The following is a 19040-nucleotide window of genomic DNA, read 5'->3' as shown; positions in this document are numbered from 1 at the left end:
GCACTTGAGAGCGGCGGTGGCTGCATCCGGCATCTGCCGGATCGGCCATCCGCCCGGCCGACAGTCTTCTCCATGACCAAAAAAATCCTGATCGTCACCCACAGCGGCGACCTCCACGCGGATTTGATTACCCCCATCCTGGCAGCCAAAGGCGGCGCCTGGTTCCGCATCGACCTCGATACCTTCCCCCGCGATTACGAACTGATACAAGCCTTCCAGCCCGACGGCTGCCGCGGCGAGATTCGCCACCTGCCATCGGGCGCCAGCATCGATATCGCGGATATCGGCGCGGTCTGGGCCCGCAAGACGGGCGACTTTGCCTACCGCAGTGCAGACCTCGGCCCGCAGGAACTGGCCTACGCCAAAATGGAAAGCGAGCAGGCGCTGTTCGGCCTGTTGTACGGCCTGGACTGCTACTGGGTCAGCCATCCGCTGGCGATGCGCGGCGCCATGTGGAAGGGTGAGCAGCTGCAACGCGCGCAGCGGCTGGGCTTTCGCATTCCCACCACGCTGCTCACCAATTCGGCCGCGCAGGTGCGGCAGTTCCACGCGCAGCTGCCGGGGCAGATGATCTTCAAAGCGATGTCGACGCCGACGCTGGCGGCGGAAGAAGTGGCCGACGCCGATTGCGTGGCCGAGGGCCTGACCACCACCCTGATCGACGACGACATGATGGAAGCCATCGATGCGGTGGCCGAGCTGCCTTGCCAGTTCCAGCAATACATCGCCAAGCAGTACGAGTTGCGCGTCACGGTCATCGGCCGGCGCGTGTTCGCCGCCAGGATACACAGCCAGGACGACAGCCGCACGACGGTCGATTGCCGCGACATGTCGGCACCGATCCGCTACACGCCGACGCTGCTGCCGCCGCAGATCGAGCGCCTCTGCCTGGAGCTGGTGACCAGCTATGGTTTGAACTACAGCGCGCTGGACCTGATCGTCACGCCGGACAACGAATACGTCTTCCTGGAGAATAACCCCGCAGGACAGTTCCTGTTCATCGAACAGCTGATCCCCGAATTCAATCTGCTGGAAACGCTGGCCGACCAGCTGTTGCAGGAGGCCGCATGCAGCACCCGTTGAACGAGCATCTGCCGGAGACAATCAAACAGATCGAAGCGCTGCGCGGCAACCGCGTGCTGGTGATGGCGGCCTCGCAGCTGGATCTGGAGATGCTGCCCGCGCTGTACCAGCAGCTGCGCGCCATCGGCCGCAGCGAGCGGCTGGACGTGGTGCTGCAATGCCGTGGCGGCATGGTCAACGCCGCGCGCCGCATCGCGCTGCTGCTGCGGCAGTACAGCCAGCAGCTGTGTTTCATCGTGCCGCATTACTGCCAGTCGTCGGCCACGCTGTTGACGCTGGCGGCGGACGACATCATCGCCGGCGAGCTGGCGATGTTCTCGCCGATCGATCCGCATCTGCAAGGCGATGCCGAGGGCGGCGCCTCGACCGCCGTATCGTCGCAGGACATCAAGCTGTTCGGCGAGATGTGCGCCGCCTGGTTCGGCGCGGACGCGGGTCAGGCGCGGACGGAAGCCTTGTCGCTGCTGGGCTCCAGCGTGTTCCCGCCGACGCTGACGGCTTTCTACCGCACCACGCTGGAACTGCGCCAGATCGGCGAGGAGCTGCTGCGCTATCAGCTGCCGCAGCTCGACGCCGAGGCGCGCGCGCACATCGTCGAACAGCTGATGTCCGGCTATCACTCGCATGATTACGCCATCACCGGCGCGGAGATGGCGGCGCTGGGCCTGCGCGTGCGGCGCGAACCCAGGGTCGAGGATCTGGCCTGGGATATCTCGCGGATGTTGCAAGCCCATATCGGCGGCGGCGCGCGGCCATCGGTCGAGGCGCCGGTGCAGGAGGCCTTGCTGGCCACGCGGGAAGGCCTGTCGGTGCGCTATCGCCGGCAGGATGGCCTGCTGCCGCGTTGGTCGGGCTTGGCCGGCACGGCCGGTGCCGCATGACGAATCCCCATCTGCAAAGGCTGGTGCTGCTGCGCGCCTTCGTGCCGCGCCTGGCGGTGGGGCTGATGTTCATGGCGCTGACGGTGCTGGTCGAGTTGAGTTATCCAAGGGCGCTGGCGTACTTCATCGATCACATCGACCTGAAAAGCGACAGTAGCTGGTTCGGCCCCTTCGCCGCGACGGTCACCGCGGTGCTGGCGCTGCAGGCGGTGGCGACCACGATGCGCTACTACCTGTTCGAATCGACCGGCCATCTGATCGTCGCGCGTATCAGGCGGCTGCTGTATGGCGCGCTGATACAGCAGCCGGTCAGCTTCTACGACAAGCACAACGTCGGCGAGCTGACCAGCCGCTTGTCGGGCGATGTCGAAATCCTGCACGATACGCTGACCATGGGATTGGCGATTTCGCTGCGCTCCCTGTGCGTGCTGGCGGGCTGCGTGGTCATGCTGCTGCTGATTTCTCCGGTACTGAGCCTGATACTGCTGGTGTATGTGCCGCTGACGCTCTTCATGGGCGACTGGCTGGGCAAGCATGTGCGCCAGCGTTCACGCGATATCCGGCAGCGCCAGGCCGATTGCGGCAGCGTGGCGCATGAATATTTTTCGAATATCCGGCTGGTGCATGCCTTCAACCAGCTGCGCGGCGCCGACGCCAGGTATGCAAACGCCACCGCGCATGCGCTGACCGCCGCCATCGCCAACACGCGTTTGGTGGCATTGTTTCGTGGCGTGTCGTCGTTCGTCATGTACGTGGCGCTGCTGGCGACGCTGTGGCTGGGTGCGCGGCTGATCGGGCAGGGCAGCCTGACGGTCGGTGAACTGACCAGCTTTGTCATCTATGCGGGCATGGTGACAAGTTCCTCCGGCGCGGTCAGCGATTTCTGGAGCGATTGGATGCGCACCATCGGCGCCACGGAGCGGGTGTTCGAGATCATCGGCAGCGAGGCGCAGGCATCGCAGCCGCAGCCTGCCGACGCGGCCGCGCTGCGCGGCGCGCTGGCATTCCGCGATGTCAGCTTTGTCTATCCGGAGCGGCCGGAGAAACAAGCGCTCGACCATGTCAGCTTCGCCATCGCGGCGGGCGAGAGCATCGCGCTGGTGGGGGCGTCGGGGGCGGGCAAGTCCACCATCGCCAGCATGATCCTCGGCTTTTACCGGCCGGACAGCGGCAGTATCGCATTCGACGGTGTGCCGGCCGAGCAGCTCGACCTTGCCGGCGTGCGCGCGCACATCGCCATCGTTGAACAGGAGCCGTCGCTGTTCTCAGGCAGCATCTTCGAGAACATCGCCTTCGCGCTGCCGGATCGCGAGGTCACACGCGCCGAGGTGGCCGATGCCGCACGGCTGGCCAACGCCCATGACTTTATCGAAGGCTTCCCGCACGGTTACGACACCGTGGTCGGAGAGCGTGGCGTGCAGCTGTCGGGAGGCCAGAAACAGCGCATCGCCATCGCCCGCGCCTTGCTGCGCGACCCGAAGATCCTGATCCTGGACGAAGCCACCAGCGCCCTGGACGCGGCCAGCGAACAACTGGTGCAGCAGGCGCTGGACACGCTGATGGCGGGGCGCACCACCGTCGTCATCGCCCACCGCTACTCGACCATCGTCAAGGCCGACCGTGTGCTGGTGCTGGCGCAAGGCGCCGTCGTGCAGAGCGGCGCGCATGCGGAGCTGATCGCACAGCGCAGCGGCCCGTACTTTCACCTGATGAAGAGCCAGTTGCCGGCCGCATGATCCGCATCAAGCGGCGATAAGGTCGGCTGCTTAGTATCGGACTGTTTAGATACTTGAGGAGCGGCCGCCGGGCCGGACTGCGCGATGAGGGCGGTGACGATAGGCTTTGCCGCAGGGGCGGCGTGGCTGCAAACGCAGGCGCTGTTGCCGTCCATGCCAGCGGGCGTGGCGGCTGCGATACTGCTGGCGGCGTGGATGCTGCTGTGGCACGGCTGGTTGCAGCGGCGAGTGCGCGGCATGGGCATCTGCTCTGCTGTCCCCATCGTGGCGGCGTTACGCTGCGCGACATCGTTGCTGGCCGGCGCGGCGATCGGATTCTTCTGGGCCGCGTGGCTGGCCCACCGCGCGCTGGCGCCGCAACTGGCGGCCGCCGACGAAGGCCGCGACTTCACGCTGATCGGCACCATCGACAACCTGCCGTACCGCTTCGATCAGGGAGTGCGCTTCAATTTCGCCGTCGAACGCGTTATGGGCGCGGCCCCGGGCGCCGTGCCGCCGCATATTTCGCTGGCCTGGTACGCAGGCTTTCGCAACGAGGTAACGGAGGTCGGGGACGTGCAGCCGGGCGAGCGCTGGCAGCTCACCGTGCGCTTGCAACGGCCGCACGGCAACGCGAATCCGTACGGCTTCGATTACGAAGCGTGGCTGCTGGAGCAAGGCCTGCGCGCGACCGGCTATGTGCGCCCCGCGCCGCACAACCGGCGGCTGGACAGTTTCGTTTTCAGCGCCGGCAATGTGATCGAGCATACCCGCGCGCTGCTGCGTGCACGCATCCTGGCGGCGCTGCCGGACAAGCCGTATGCGGGAGTGATCGTCGCGCTGGTGGTGGGCGACCAGCGCGGCATCGACCAATCGGACTGGAATGTCTTCAACCGCACGGGCGTGGGCCACCTGATATCCATCTCCGGGCTGCATATAACGATGGTGGCGGGGCTGTTCGCGCTGGCCGCGTTCAACCTGTGGCGGCATTCGTTCTTCACGCGCGCGCAATTGCCCTTGCTGCTGCCCGCGCAGAAAGTGGCGGCGCTGGTGGGGGCGGCGGTGGCGCTGCTCTACGTGCTGCTGGCCGGCTTTGGCGTGCCGGCGCAGCGCACCTTGTACATGCTGATGGTGGTGGCCGCCGCGCTGTGGCTGAACCGCATCGCCAGCGTGACGCAGGTGCTGTGCAGCGCGCTGGGCGTGGTGGTGCTGATCGATCCGTGGGCCGTGTTGTGGCCGGGGTTCTGGCTGTCGTTCGGTGCGGTCGCGACGATCCTGTATGCCACGGTGGGACGCACCACGCTGCGGCCTGCGCGCGATGCTGCCGCGCCGTCGCGCCTGGAGCGGCTTTGGCTGGCGCTGCGCGTCGGCGCCCACACGCAGTACGCGGTCACGTTCGGCCTGGTGCCGTTGACGATGCTGCTGTTCGCACAGGTATCGGTGATCAGTCCACTGGCGAATGCCGTGGCGATCCCTTTGATTAGTCTGGTGGTGACGCCGCTCGCGCTGGCCGGCAGCATGCTGCCCTCAGCGCTGGCCGCGCCGGTGCTGGGCCTCGCACATCTGCTGGTGGAGTGGCTGGCCGTCTGCCTGCAGTGGTTCAGTGGCATGCGCTACGCCGTCTGGAGCGCGCCGACACCGCCGTTCTGGCTGTTTTGCTGGGCCATGCTGGGCACCATCTGGCTGCTGGCGCCACGGGGATGGCCCGCACGCTGGCTGGGCCTCGCGACCTGGATACCGCTGCTGGCCGCAGCTCCGGAGCACCCGGCGCCAGGCCGCATGGCCGTCACCGCCTTCGACGTAGGCCAGGGCACGGCGCTGCTGATCGAAACCAGCGAGCACCGCCTGCTGTACGATACCGGCCCGCTGTACGCGGCGACATCCAATGCGGGCAACCGCGTCATCCTGCCGTATCTGAAAGCGCGCGGCATCGCCGCATTGGATGGCGTGATCGTCACCCACAGCGACGCCGACCACTCGGGTGGCGCCTTGTCGGTGCTGGACGGCGTGCGCGTGGATTGGGTGCTGTCCTCGCTGCCGTCGCAGCATCCCATCGCCAGGGCCGCTCGCCACCACCTGCATTGCGCGGCCGGCCAGCACTGGGACTGGGACGGCGTCCGCTTCGAGCTGCTGCACCCGCTGGCGGCCAGCTACGCCGACGCCGCGCTCAAGCCCAACGCGCGCGGCTGCACGTTGAAGATCACGGCTGGCGGCAGATCGATGCTGCTGGCGGCGGACATCGAAGCGCCGCAGGAAGCCGCGCTGCTACGACGCGCCGGCGCTACGCTGCGGGCTGACGTGTTGCTGGCGCCGCATCACGGCAGCGGCACGTCGTCCACGCTCGCCTTCCTGCAGGCGGTGCGGCCGCACAGCGTCGTATTCCAGGTGGGGTACCGCAACCGCTATCACCATCCGCAGCAGGCAGTCGACGACCGTTATCAGGGGCTGTTGATCGAACGCTGGCGCACTGACCAGATGGGCGCGTTGTCGTTGTATTTTGACAACGCCGTCGACATCGCCAGCTATCGGCAAACGCATGCGCGCTACTGGTATGCGCGCTAAATCTTGTAATTAAATTTGCAATGTGTGATTTTTGGATATATTTCTAAAAGGAAAACGTTGCTACTATCGCCCACGAAATGTTTGCATTTTATTCAAGGTTCTGTTTTGTAAACATTGAATCATATTGATTTAAATCAAACGATCTGGCGCACGGCGCCATTTTCTGGGCGGAGAGCTGAGCTTGGATAGCAAATATATCTGGAGTCAACGATGGTGGCCGCGTGTATTGCTGGGGGTGCTTGCGGCAACCACACTGGGTTGGCTGGCGCCGGCTGCGACGGCGCAGACGCTGAGTATTTCAAACAACGGTACACCCAGCTATGCGCGCCAGATTGCCGCGCCACCCGGCATCGCCGGCATGACGCCGAATATCGCCCTGCTGTATAGCGGCGGCGAAGTCAACGGCCCGGTCGGGCGCGGCTGGACCATCCAGGGAATCTCGACGATTACCCGCTGCCCCGCCACCAAAGTCACCGACGGCGCCGCGCGCGCGGTGAAATACGACGTCAACGACAAGCTGTGCCTGGACGGTCAGCGCCTGATCCAGACCGATGCCGGTGGCGCCGTCGTCAACGGCGCCGTCGTGGCCGATCCCGACCATCCGTTCCAGAGCGGTGACAGCGCCGGCGGCGATGGCATGGTGCGCGAATTCCGCACCGAAAAAGACATCTACGCGCGCATCCGCGCCTACGGCAAGGCCGGCGCCGACGGCAGCAACGGTCCCTTGTATTTCCGGGTCTGGACCAAGGCCGGGCAGTTGTACGAGTATGGCGCGGCCGGCGACGCCCGGGCCAATGCCGCCATCACGGTCAACAACAAGGTCGTGGCGTGGGCCGTCAGCCGCATCTTCGACAGTGTCGGCAACCACATGGACTTCCAGTACGAACAGCGCGATGTGTCCTGGGGCACGGCGCTGAGCCGCAGTTCGAGCAATGCCAACAGCGGCCATGAATGGAATCTGCTGGAAATCCGCTACACCGGCCACGGCGTCGGCCAGCCGCCGACCAACAAGATGGTGTTCACCTATAGCGACCGCGCCGATACGCCGGGACAGGCGCAGGACAGGAGCGAGGCCTACCATATGGGCCAGAAGAACGTCAGCATCCGCCGCCTGGACAGCATCGCCACCTACATCAACTGGCCGGCCACCAGCGACACCCAGCCGTCGAGCGCGGTCCGGGTCAAGGTGGTCAAGCTGACCTATGAAAATGGCGCGGTCACGCGCCGCAGCCGCCTGAAAAGCATCACCGAATGCGCGGGCGCGAACACCGCCGTTTGCTTGCCGGCGGTGACGTTCAACTATGCGGACGGCGGCGGCCTGCACTATACGGCCAACGGCAATTTCGCCGCCGGCGGTCTGGCGGGCTTGCCCTTGCAGAGCACCAAGGGCGACACCGGCATCCTGGTCGGCAATTTCTTCGGCACCGGCCGCACCGACATCCTGCGCTGGTCCGACACGCCGGCGCTGAACCAGCTGTACCGCAACGACGGCAACGGCAATTTTACGCAGATCGCGGCCGGCAGCGGCGCGGGGGCATTCAACATCACCGATCAGAATTTATTCAAGAGCAACGGCTGCTATACGGCCATCGCCGCCGACTTCAACGGCGACGGCGCCACCGACATCCTGCGCACGATGAAGAGCAGCAGCGGCGGCACCTCCTGCGGCACGGTGCAAACCATCTTGTACCTGTCGAACGGCGACGGCTCGTTCACCGCCAAGCCGATCGGCGGCATCGACTTCAGCCAGGAGGCGGCGGTGCAGCGCTCGGTCGCCCATTGCCGCAGCGAGATCCCCCAGGCCGTTCCGAGCCAGCCGGCGGCGCTGGGCGGGCGTCAGCCCGGCGCCGCGCCGCCGGTCAGACAGGGCTTGCAGAGCTGCCCGGAAGGCTATTTCTACGTGTATTCGCAATCGCAGGGCGCGGTGTACCACTTGCTGGACCTGAACAATGACGGCCTGCTGGACATTATCACCACCATCGTCCCGGCTTACGCGGACGAGACCAAGCCGCTGGCGCCGGAAGACCTGTGCGCCGGCAGGACCTGCAGCCACGTCTACCTGGCGCAAACGGACGGCAGCTTTGTCGAGAAGACCAATACCAATCTGGCCGGGCATTCGCTGTACGCCAACCCCGCCCCCAAGGCCGGCAGCGGGCAGCAGCGCCCGTTCGTCGGCGACATCAACGGCGACGGCATGGCCGACGTGGTGGCCGACAGCGGCGCCTGGTACTCGCGTGGCGACGGCAATTTCGACTTCGGCGGCGATCTGTCCGGCGCCGGCTGCGACCGCCTGCTGGATTTGAACGGCGATGGCCGCAGCGACTGTCTGGCGGTAACGCCCGGCTACTGGCCCGGCGCGCAGGCGGCCCTGGTCGCCGACGGCACCGGCAACCTGCTGGCTACCCGCAACTTCAATCTGAACACGGCCGGCTATGAGCTGGGCGGCTATGTGCCGAACAGCCAGGTGCCGAACATGGGCTTCATCACCGGCGACTTCGACGGCGACGGCCGCGGGGATATCCTGCGCTGGTCCGACAATCCGGCGCAAAACACGGTCTACCTGAGCAACGGCGACGGCAGCTTCCGCATCGGCGACTTCAATCTGAACCAGCCGGAGCACCAATTGCAACACAGCGATGGTTCCTACGGTTTCGTGACCGGCGATTTCCTCGGCAACGGCCAGCTGGAAATCCTGCGCATGGTCAGCGGTCCCGACGGCGCCAAGCGTAACGTGCTGTACCAGAAGAGCGAGCCGGCGCTGGCCGATCAGCTGGTCTCGGTGGTCTCGCCGTCGGGCTTGAAGACCTCGCTCAACTGGGGTTCGCTGGCCGCCGCCGGTACGCTGTATTATGCCGACTTCGGCGACAAGACCCTGCGCTCCAAATATCCGGTGCGCGACCTGAACTTGCCGATGCCGGTCGTCACCAGCATGACCACCGATACCGGCGTCGGCGCCGGCACGCTGACCACCACCTATCTGTATGCCGGCCTGCGCTCGGCCTACGATGGCCGCGGCTGGCTTGGTTTCCGCGAAATGCGCAGCCAGTCGCCGACCGTCAACGGCAAATTCCTGACCGTGCTGACCGAGTTCGAGCAGGAGGGCGTCAACACCGGCGCGGCGTTGCTGACCCGTACCTGGCTGGGCGACATCTGGGGCGGCGAAGGGTCCAAGGTGCTCAGCAATACCTACAATATTTATTGCGACAAGACCGCGCCGGCCGGTGCCGAAGCCGGCGCCAACTCCGGCCATCCCTGCTATTCCAGCGCCAAGGTGCGCCGCCCTTATCTGTACATCACGCAAGAAGAGGGCTGGGACCTGGACGGCACGACGCTGCCGACGGTGTCGACCATCAATACCTTCAACGACAGCGGCGACGTTACCAAGATCGTCAACCATACGCAGGGCGTCGCGCTGGGGCAGACGCAGCTGTTCATCAAGACCACCGACAACACCTATCAGCCGGACAACACCGCGGATGACAAGTGGATACTGGGCCGTCTGAAAACGGCCAGGGTGACGGCGGAAAGCCATGTCAAGGACCTGCCTCAGGGCATGCGCCGCCAGGGCGCGGCCGCGCGCTTCGCCAAGGTGGACCAGATCGACGTGCTGACCGCGGCCACCGTCAAGCAGCAGAACAGCACCGCCGGCACGGTCGGCGACAGCATCACCCGTATTCCGACCTCGGCCGGTTCGGCGCCATATGCCAGCGCCACCAAGGGCGTGGCCTACACGGTGAAGGTCACGCCCAACCCGCTGAAGGTGATCGGCACCGCGGCCGGCAAGGTCAGCGGCGCGCTCAGCGCCGCAGTGACCGGTGGCATCGCACCTTACCAGTATCGCTGGTCGCTGATCAACGGCACCCTGAGCTCGCTGTCGAGCAACACCGTCGCCGCGCCGCAGGTCAGCGCCACGCTGGCGCTGGGCGACAATATCACGGAAACCTGGTTGTTGACCGTGACCGACGCCGCCAAAAGCGTGATCTCGGTGTCCGTGCCGGTCACGCTGGCGGTGCCGGCCGCCGCGCTCACGGTGAAGATCGATCCCAATCCGCTGAAGATCGATGTCAACGATCCGGGCGACGGCTTCGCCACGCTGACCGCGACGCCGGCCGGCGGCGTCGCGCCGTACAGCTACAGCTGGACCCGCACCAGCGGCAGCCGCTCGGCCGTCAGCAACAGCGCCATCGCCAGCCCGGTGGTCAAGGCCACGCTGGCGGTGGGCGATGCCTTCACCGAGCAGTGGAAGGTCACTGTCACCGATGTCGCCGCCAAGACCGCCGTCGCCTCGGTCAACGTCAGCTTCAGCGCGCCGGCCGCGCTGGCGGTGCCGCTGGCGGCGACCCGCAGCGTGACAGCCAACAGCGCCACCGGCATCGCGGCCGTCGCGTTGGGCGTGCTGCCGACTGGCGGCCGCACGCCCTATACCTATGCATGGGAGCGCATTGCCGGCACGCGCTCGACGGTGTCCAATCCGGCGCTGTCCAATCCGGTCGTCAGCCTGACGATGACGCCCGGCGAGAGCGTGGTGGAAACCTGGCAGGTCACGGTCAGCGACGCGGCCGGCCACAGCAAGGCGGCCAGCACCGCGATCACCTTCAACAACCCGCCGGCAGCGATGGGACTGACGTTCGCGCCGGCGCCGTTCAAGGTCAATGCCAACGATCCGGGGCCGGCCTCGGGCAACCTGGCGGCCACCGCCACCGGTGGCGTGCCGCCGTACAGCTATGCATGGGCGCGCACCAGCGGCAGCCGCATCAGCATTTCCAACCCGGCCATCGCCAATCCCGATTTCAGCGCCGTGCTGGCGGCCGGCGACAACCTCAGCGAAGCGTGGAAGCTGACCATCACCGACAGCACCGGCAAGGCCTATGCCGAGGGCGTGAGCATCGGCTTCAGCGCGCCGGCCGCGCTGGCCGTGCCGCTGGCGGCGACCCGCACGCTGACCGCCAGCGCGGCCAGCAAGGGCGTCGCCTCGGCCACGCTCAGCGTGACGCCGACCGGCGGCCGCGCCCCGTATAGCTATCGTTGGGTGCGCGTCGGCGGCAGCCGCTCGTCTACGCCGGACGGCAGCGACCCGACGCCGCTGGTCAGCGCCACGCTGTCGGTGGGCGAGAGCTTCGTCGAGAACTGGGCGGTCACCGTCAGCGACGCCGCCGGCCACCAGAGCACGGCCAGCACGGCGCTGACGTTCACCTATCCGGCCACCGCGCTGGCGCTGACGTTCGCGCCGGCCAGCCCGATGCGGCTGAGCGGCGACGATCCCGGCACGATTTCCGCCGTGGCCAGCGCGACCGCCAGCGGCGGCATTCCGCCCTACACCTACAGCTGGACCCATACCGGCGCCGGCCGCACCACGATCTCGAACAGCGCCATCGCCGCCCCGACCCTGGCGGTGACGCTGGCCGCCGGCGAAAGCGGCAGCGACTATTGGGACCTGACCGTCAAGGACAGCGCGGCCAAGAGCATCACCGGGCGCCTGGCCCTGAGCTACGGCGTGCCGGCGGTACTGAAACTGACGCTGCCGGCGACGGTGGCGGCGCTGGACGCGACCGCCGCCAACAAAGGCGTGGCGAGCGCCACCTTCAACGGCCTGACGGTGAGCGGCGGCAGCGGCGGCAATACCTATCTGTGGACCCATGTGAGCGGTAGCCGCTCGGCGGCGCTGACGCCGACCTCTGCGACCGGCCCCGGCATCCGCGCCACGCTGTCGCTGGGCGAACGCCTGGCCGAAGACTGGCAGCTGACCGTGACCGACGACGCCGGTCATACGGCGTCGGCGCGTACCACGGTGACGTTCGAGTATCCGGGCGAAGCGATCCAGGCGCGCTTTGTGCCGGCCAACGTGACCATCAACGCCAACGATCCCGGCGTGGTCACGGGCCAGTTCGGCGAGATGACGGTGACGGGCGGGGTGCCGCCTTACCGCTACAGCTGGGCCCACGTCAGCGGCACCGGCCAGGGCACGCTGACCGGCGCCGACACCGCCCGGCCCAGCTTCACCACCACGGCGGTGCAAGGCGAAACGGTGTCGGACGGCTACCGCGTGACGATCACCGACAGTTTCGGTACCGTCGCGCTGGCCAACTACTACACCTACGTCATCACGCCCGACGTCTTGAGCGCGACGCTGGCGGCGACCCGCACGCTGACCGCCTCGGCCGGCACCAAGGGCCTGGCCAGCGGGGCGATGCTGCTGACGCCGGCCGGCGGCCGCGCCCCGTACAGCTATGCGTGGAGCCGGGTGGCGGGCAGCCGCGCGGTGATCTCGGACAGCACCATCCCCAACGCCACCCTCAGCGCCAGCCTGGCGCTGGGCGAAACCCTGCAGGAAACCTGGCAGGTGGTGGTGCGCGACGCGGCCGGCCATGCGCTGACCAAGACCATCGTGCTCACCTTCACCTATCCGGGCGCGGCGCTCGGGCTGACGCTGGCCGCCGACGGGGTCGGCGTGCAGCCCGACCCCGGCAGCTACAGCGCCACCATCCATCCGACGGTGACCGGCGGTGTGCCGCCGTTCAGCTACGCCTGGCGGCGCCTGAGCGGCACCCAGACCATCGCCAACGACAGTGCCGAGGATGCGGTGGTCAGCGGCGTCATCGCCGCCTATGGCGGCTCGTCGAGTTCGGGATGGAGCTTGACCGTCACCGACGCGGTCGGCAAGACCATCAGCGCCAGCATCACCACGGGCTTCAGCACGCCGGCCAAGCTGGCGGTCACGGTGCCGGCGCGCGCGGTCAATATCGCGGCCACCGGCAGCGGCGTCGGCAGCATTATCCAGGCCGCCGTGGTCAGCGGCGGCAAGGCCCCCTATACGCTGTCATGGAGCCGCCTGACGGGAGACCGCGCCAGCATTTCCAACGCCGCCATCGCCGGCCCGACCTTCAGCGCCACGCTGGCCAAGGGCGAGACCGTGATGGAAACCTGGCAGTTGCAGGTCAGCGACGGCTTCGGCCACAGCGAGGCCGCCAGCAATACCCTGACCTTCAAACGGGCCGCCGCGGGACGCGCTGCGCCGCCGGAGGCGGGCGCCAACGGCCAGACTGACGATGACGGTAAGAAAGGAGGAGTGCAATGAACGGCCGGTTCCTATCCCATGCCGGCGTGGCCGCCGCGGCCACGCTCCGGCTTGCCCGGTGGCGCCGCCGCGCTCTCGCCATGCGCGCCGGGCTGCTGCTCGGCCTGGGCTGCGCAGCAGCCGCCCAGGCCGCCGTTCCGGTGGTGCCGGCCGATCCATCGAACTACAGCCGCGGCAGCGCCTACGAATATGATCCGGTCACCGGCTTGCTGCTGGTTGAAATCATGGAGCCGGATATTCCCGACCTGTGTGTCAGGACCACGTATCAGTATGATGACTACGGCAATCGTACCTCTTCCAGCGCCAAGAACTGCGACGGCGCGTCGGCGGCGGCGGTGTTCGGCGCGCGCTCCAGCGCCAGCAGCTACGCGGCCACGGTCGGCAGCGCCGGGGCGGTGCTCAATATTCCGATTGCCGCCGGCACGCTGGCGGTCAGCGCCACCAGCGCCATGAACCATGGCGAGCTGCGCGCCTACGATGCCCGCTTCGGCTTGCCGACCTCGATCTCCGGCCCCAACGGCGTGGCGACCGCGTGGCAGATCGACGATTTTGGCCGCACCTATAAAGAGGTCAGGGCCGATGGCACGGCGACGATCACCTTGTTCTGCTATCTGCCGCGCTGGGGCAATGACGTCAGCAGCAACAACGGCATGTGCGGCACGCCGGCCAGCGGCGAAATTCCCGCCGATGCGGCCAGCTTTGTCTATAAGCTGCCGGTGCTGGCGGCCAATGACCAACGCAATGGACCGGTCACGCGGCTCTATATGGATCGCGCCGGCAGAAAAATCCGCACCTTGACGGAGGCGTTCGATGGCAAGGGCCAGGCCAGCGCCAGCGACCGCTGGATTGCGCAGGATACGGAGTATACGGCGCAGGGGGCGGTAGCCGTCACCAGCCAGCCTTATTTCCTCGACAGCCACGCGTCCACCAGCAACGGGACGGTGGGCGCCGGCGGCAGCGCCAAGCTCTACGATGAACTGGGGCGCGTGGTGGAAGTCTATGTCAGCGATCCCAAGGGACAATACGGCGTCGCCGCCTTTGGCGCATTGGGCAGCATGCAGGCGGCGCGCAGCGTCGTCAAATACCAGGGCATGACGATCACCACCACCAACGATCTCGGTCAGGCCAGCAAGGTGGAAAAAAACGCCGATGGCAGGGTGGGCAGGGTCACCGATGCGCTGGCGGCCGAGATTGCGCACATGTACGACGCCTTCGGCAACCTGGTGGCCGTCAAGGACGGGCTGCAGAACACCGTCACCCTCAGCTACGACATCCGTGGCCGCAAGCTGAGCGTTGACGATCCCGACAGCGGCAAATGGAGCTATGGCTACAATGCGATCGGCGAGATGACGATGCAGCAGAGTCCGCGGCAGTTGCTCAAAGCCCAGTCCACCACCATGGAGTACGACTTGCTGAGCCGCCTGATAAAGCGCGTCGAACCCGAATACACCAGCAACTGGTACTACGATCACTATGCCGACGCCAGCGTCTGCGCCCGCGGACAGGGCAAGCTGTGCGAAACGCAGACCAGCAACGGCAGCCGCCGGCGCAATGTATTCGACAGCGTCGGCAGGGTGATCAATACGCGGGTCGATATCAGCAATGGCCCTAGCTTCACCACGGCCGTCAGCTATGACGCGGTGACGGCGCGTCCGGCCAGCCAGGTCTATCCGAGCGGCCTGCGGGTCGACTACCAATATACCGACAAGGGCTTCCTGAGCGCGATGACGCTGGCGCAGGCGGCCACGATCCGGCCGCTGCCCGCCACGCCGGGCGGAACGGCGGGGCCGGCCGTGCAACTGCCGGCCGGCAGTTTCCTGTGGCAGGCGCTGGCATATGATGCCTGGGGCAATGTTGAACAGCAGGTCTATGGCAATGGCGTGACCACCAAGTCGGTGTTCAACGAGCGCACCGGCCGGGTTGACGCCCAGACCGCCGGTGGGGCGGGCGACGACAAGTCGGTCATGAACTATGTCTACGAGTGGGATAGCCTGAACCGCCTGAAAGTACGCACCGAAGGCCAGGGCGCCGCCGCGGTGACGAATAATTTCGACTATGACGAGATCGGGCGCCTGCATAATTACGCCGTCACTTCGGCGGCCATTACGGCCGCCGATCAGGTCCGTAATGTCACCTTGCAATATAACGCCGGCGGCAGCCTGCTGTACAAAACCGACGTCGGCATCTACAACTACAAGGACAAGGGCAGCCGTCAGCCGCATGCCGTGCAAAGCGTCAGCGGCGGCCCGGTCGCGGCCAGCTATACCTATGACGAGAACGGCAATATGGTGACTGCCACCGGCGGCGCCTACAGCAAGATCGATTACACCAGCTTCAACCTGCCGGACGCGCAGAGCGGCGTCACCGGCGCGGCCGGCGGGCCGCAGTACACCTGGCAATACGATGAATCCCATCAGCGCATCAAGGAGGTCAGGACGGAGGCCGGCGTCAGCCGGACCACGTGGATGATGCACGCGGACGACGCCAGCCATTTATCGTTTGAAAGCGAAGAGCAGGCTGGCGCGGTCAGCAACCGGCATTATCTGGCGGCGGCCGGCTATGGGGTCGGCGTGCTGGTGACGGAAGGCGCGCTGCCCACGCTGACGGCCGGCCAGACCGCGCCCGCGGTATTGCCGACGCTGGCGCTGAACAAGCTGGAGTACTGGCACAAGGACCACCAGGGCAGCCTGGTGGCCACCACCGACCATGGCGGCGCGGTGACTGCGCGCTACGCCTATGATCCTTACGGCAAACGCCGCTATATCGACGGCAACTACGACGCGGACGGGAAGATCGTCAGCGACTGGGGACGCAGCAATCAAGGGGGCAATCGCGGTTATACCGGCCATGAGCATCTCGACAGCGTCGGTTTGATCCATATGAACGGGCGCACCTTCGATCCGCGCCTGGGCGCCTACATGCAGCCGGATCCGTTTGTGCAGAATCCGGTGAACTTGCAGAACTTCAACCGCTACGGCTATTGCTACAATAATCCGGTGACGTGTTCGGATCCGACCGGACAGTTGTTCGGCATCGACGATTGGATCATCTATACGGTGATCGCGGCCTGGGTCGCCGAAAAAGCCAACATCATCGACGCCCAGACGGCGCGCACGTTTACCAGCATCGCCTTTAGCGCGGCGATGGGCGTGCCGCAAACCATCGGCGAGGCGGCGGCCACCGGCTTTGCCAGCGGCGCCATCGCCACCGGCAACGTCAAGGGCGCGCTGCAAGGGGCGTTTACCGCCGGCGCCTTCTTCCAGATCGGCACGGTGATCAACAATTATTCGACCAGCGGCGGCCGCATCACCGACTACGGCAAATTCAGCGAAGCGATTGCCGCGCATGCGGTGGTCGGCTGCGCCAGCAGCGTCATGAGCGGTGGCAAATGCGGCTCGGGGGCGCTCAGCGCCGCGTTCAGCAAGGCAGCGCTGCCGATCACCGATCCGCGCGCGACCAATAATCTGGCGGCCGGCATGGCGATCAGCGCCGTCATTGGCGGCACCGGCTCGGTGCTGGGCGGCGGCAAGTTCGCCAACGGCGCACAGACGGCGGCCTTCGGTTATATCTTTAACGCGGCCGCATCGCTGAAAGAGGGGCAGGAAGCGCACAAGCTGTTGCAGGCGTACGCCCTGAAGTACGGCTATTTGAACGAGGTGAACATCCGCAATATGCAGGGCGACCTGGTGGGCCGGGCGGATCTGGTCGACTCCTTTGTCTCGTCCCCGCGGCCGCTCTATGAAATCAAGGCCGATAGTTTCTGGGGCTATGTCAGCGGAAACGTCCAGCTTTGGCGGTATACTGACAATACCGGTTATGTGCAGGGCGACGCCTTGCGCTTCCTGGCGGTGGGGCAGAGCATGGCGATGCAGGGCGTGGTGAATACCTATGTGTACACCAACAGCGGCAACGGCCTGGTGCTGTATGAGGTGCAGCGGCCTGGACAAAGCGTGGCGCACGCCATCCTGTACTCGCTGGGCAATGCGGTCAAGACGCAGAACAGTTCGCAGGGGCAGCCCACGGTCGGGCCGCCGCCGACGATTATTCCGACCGGCTGCCCGCCGCTGTGCCCGATTCCGTAGACGCTGATGACATCGATGAGACTGGCCGAACATTTTATTCCCGACAGCGACCTGGCGCGGCTCGACGCCGCCGCCGCCGACATCGACACGGTGTGGCAGCGCCTGGCGCAGCAGGGTTACGCCTTGCCCTGCCTGTTTTTTGAATTCTTCCGGCAATGCGATGCCGGCGAGTTCGACGTCGATAGCCGCCGCCTGTACTACCGGGAATGTGTGCGCGAAATGTTTACCTGCCAGTTTGCGCAATGGATGCCCGCTATCCGCCGGCAGCTACACCTCTATTACCGGTCGGCGCAGCTCGATGGCCTGGATGACGATGGCGTCGCCGGCAGTGCGCCGGCGCAGCACCTGCGACGGGTGGTCGCGCGGTACGATCGGTTTTTCCAGTCGGCGGCCGAGGCGGACCGGCTGCTTTTTCACGCTTACATCGAGGCGATGTCGCTGCTGAAACAGCAGGAGATGGCGCGGCTGTTTTCCCAGCGGCCGGAGTTGCTCGATCTCGGCGCCGAGAGTTTTGCCGCCGTCAAGCGCTCGATGACGCAGTTGTTGGCCGGCAGCGGCTTTACCCACGACCTCCGGCGCAGCAAGCGCGGCGTGCACGCCTTCAGCCTGCAACTGGTCTCCGGCGAAACCGATCTGGTGTTTTCCGTGGCCGGCAGCAAGCCGTTTGATGCGGTGTGGCGCTGCGAAATCGGAGTGGTGAAAAGAACGATGCAGCAAGCCTTTGCGGCGCCCGCCTCGCTGTATCCCGACTTCCCCGTCATGCTGGACCTGTCGCAGCTGATTCCGCAGTCCTATCGCTATCTGCAGCATGACAACGACCATCGGGCGATGCGGTTCGGCCTGGTGTTCCTGGCGACGGCAATGACGGTGCTGGGCGCGCATCTGAATGCGCACGGCCAGGGTTGACAGATGAGTGATGGCCTGGCGGTCGCCGCGCGCGACAAAGTGAGCATGTCTGTGGGGGGCTGGGGGCGTCGGGCGCTGACTGGCTGGTCGTGGCGCCGCCTGGCGCGCCGCCGCTACGCCGCCGGCTGCCTGGCCTGCGCCGCGCTGATCTACGGCTGGAGCGCGCTGGCGCAGCTGAGCGAGCAGCACGCGCAACTGCGCACTGCCGCCGCGCGGGTGGCGGCCGTGCTCGCTGCCGGCGCGGCCGACCAGGCGCCGCCATCGCCGTTGCCGCTGCAGGCGGAGGAGGACGTCACGCGCTTGATGCGGGACCTGCACCAGCTGGCCCAGCGGCGCGATCTGGCGCTGGCCGAGGCGACCTGCACGCCGGCCGGGCCGGTCGCCGACAGCGGCATCGCGCGCCTGCGCATCGACGCCAGGGCGCGCGGCAACTACGTCGGGCTCAAGAATTTTCTCGCCGATGCGCTGGCGGCCCACGAGGGCTTGTCGCTCGATGGTTTGTCGATACGACGCGGCACGCCCGCCGACGTCAAGGTGGACGTGCAACTGACGTTTAGCCTGTACTACCGGAAGCCGGCATGACGTGGGGGGCGCGCCAGAGCGCGTGGTCGCTGGTGGGACTGGCCGGCCTGTTCAGTGCGTGGGTGGGGTGGCGGGACATGGCGCCGGCTGCCGGCGGCAGCGGGCCGGCGCGGGTGCGCGCCGAGCAGCGTGCGCCGGGCGCGCGCGCCGCGGG

At 66.5% G+C, this 19040-nt stretch carries 8 protein-coding genes; all 8 read left to right on the top strand.

Annotation, left to right across the window (positions count from 1 at the left end; genetic code table 11):
* Positions 1–72: 72 nt before the first annotated feature.
* The gene (locus GEV02_RS26420; protein WP_152840890.1) at positions 73–1083 is read left to right on the top strand and encodes an ATP-grasp domain-containing protein; all 1011 of its coding nucleotides are present in this window, start codon (positions 73–75) and stop codon (positions 1081–1083) included.
* A complete protein-coding gene (locus tag GEV02_RS26415; RefSeq protein WP_152840889.1) occupies positions 1068–1964 on the top strand; it encodes an SDH family Clp fold serine proteinase in 897 nt (298 codons plus the stop codon). Before GEV02_RS26420 ends, GEV02_RS26415 begins: the two co-directional genes overlap by 16 nt.
* Positions 1961–3700: an ABC transporter ATP-binding protein gene (locus tag GEV02_RS26410; RefSeq protein WP_152840888.1), complete on the top strand. Its 1740-nt coding sequence runs from the start codon at positions 1961–1963 to the stop codon at positions 3698–3700. The genes GEV02_RS26415 and GEV02_RS26410 overlap by 4 nt, the downstream gene beginning before the upstream one ends.
* A gap of 84 nt (positions 3701–3784) precedes the next feature.
* The gene (locus GEV02_RS26405; protein WP_152840887.1) at positions 3785–6241 is read left to right on the top strand and encodes a DNA internalization-related competence protein ComEC/Rec2; all 2457 of its coding nucleotides are present in this window, start codon (positions 3785–3787) and stop codon (positions 6239–6241) included.
* Positions 6242–6422: 181 nt separating this feature from the next.
* Complete coding sequence (locus tag GEV02_RS26400; protein ID WP_152840886.1) at positions 6423–13316, top strand: FG-GAP-like repeat-containing protein; 6894 nt, start codon at positions 6423–6425, stop codon at positions 13314–13316.
* A complete protein-coding gene (locus tag GEV02_RS26395; RefSeq protein ID WP_152840885.1) occupies positions 13313–17398 on the top strand; it encodes an RHS repeat-associated core domain-containing protein in 4086 nt (1361 codons plus the stop codon). The genes GEV02_RS26400 and GEV02_RS26395 overlap by 4 nt, the downstream gene beginning before the upstream one ends.
* 15 nt (positions 17399–17413) lie before the next feature.
* Entirely contained in the window at positions 17414–18304 is an 891-nt protein-coding gene (locus tag GEV02_RS26390) for a hypothetical protein (protein WP_152840884.1), read from the top strand.
* Between the two features lie 3 nt (positions 18305–18307).
* Positions 18308–18886, top strand: a complete 579-nt coding sequence (locus tag GEV02_RS26385; protein WP_152840883.1) for a hypothetical protein — start codon at positions 18308–18310, stop codon at positions 18884–18886.
* Positions 18887–19040 lie beyond the last annotated feature (154 nt).

This window comes from Rugamonas aquatica (assembly GCF_009380215.1).
GTDB classification, from domain to species: Bacteria; Pseudomonadota; Gammaproteobacteria; order Burkholderiales; family Burkholderiaceae_D; genus Rugamonas; species Rugamonas aquatica_B.
The sequence above is the reverse complement of the archived record's forward strand: the minus strand, read 5'-3'. Positions and strand labels throughout refer to the sequence as shown.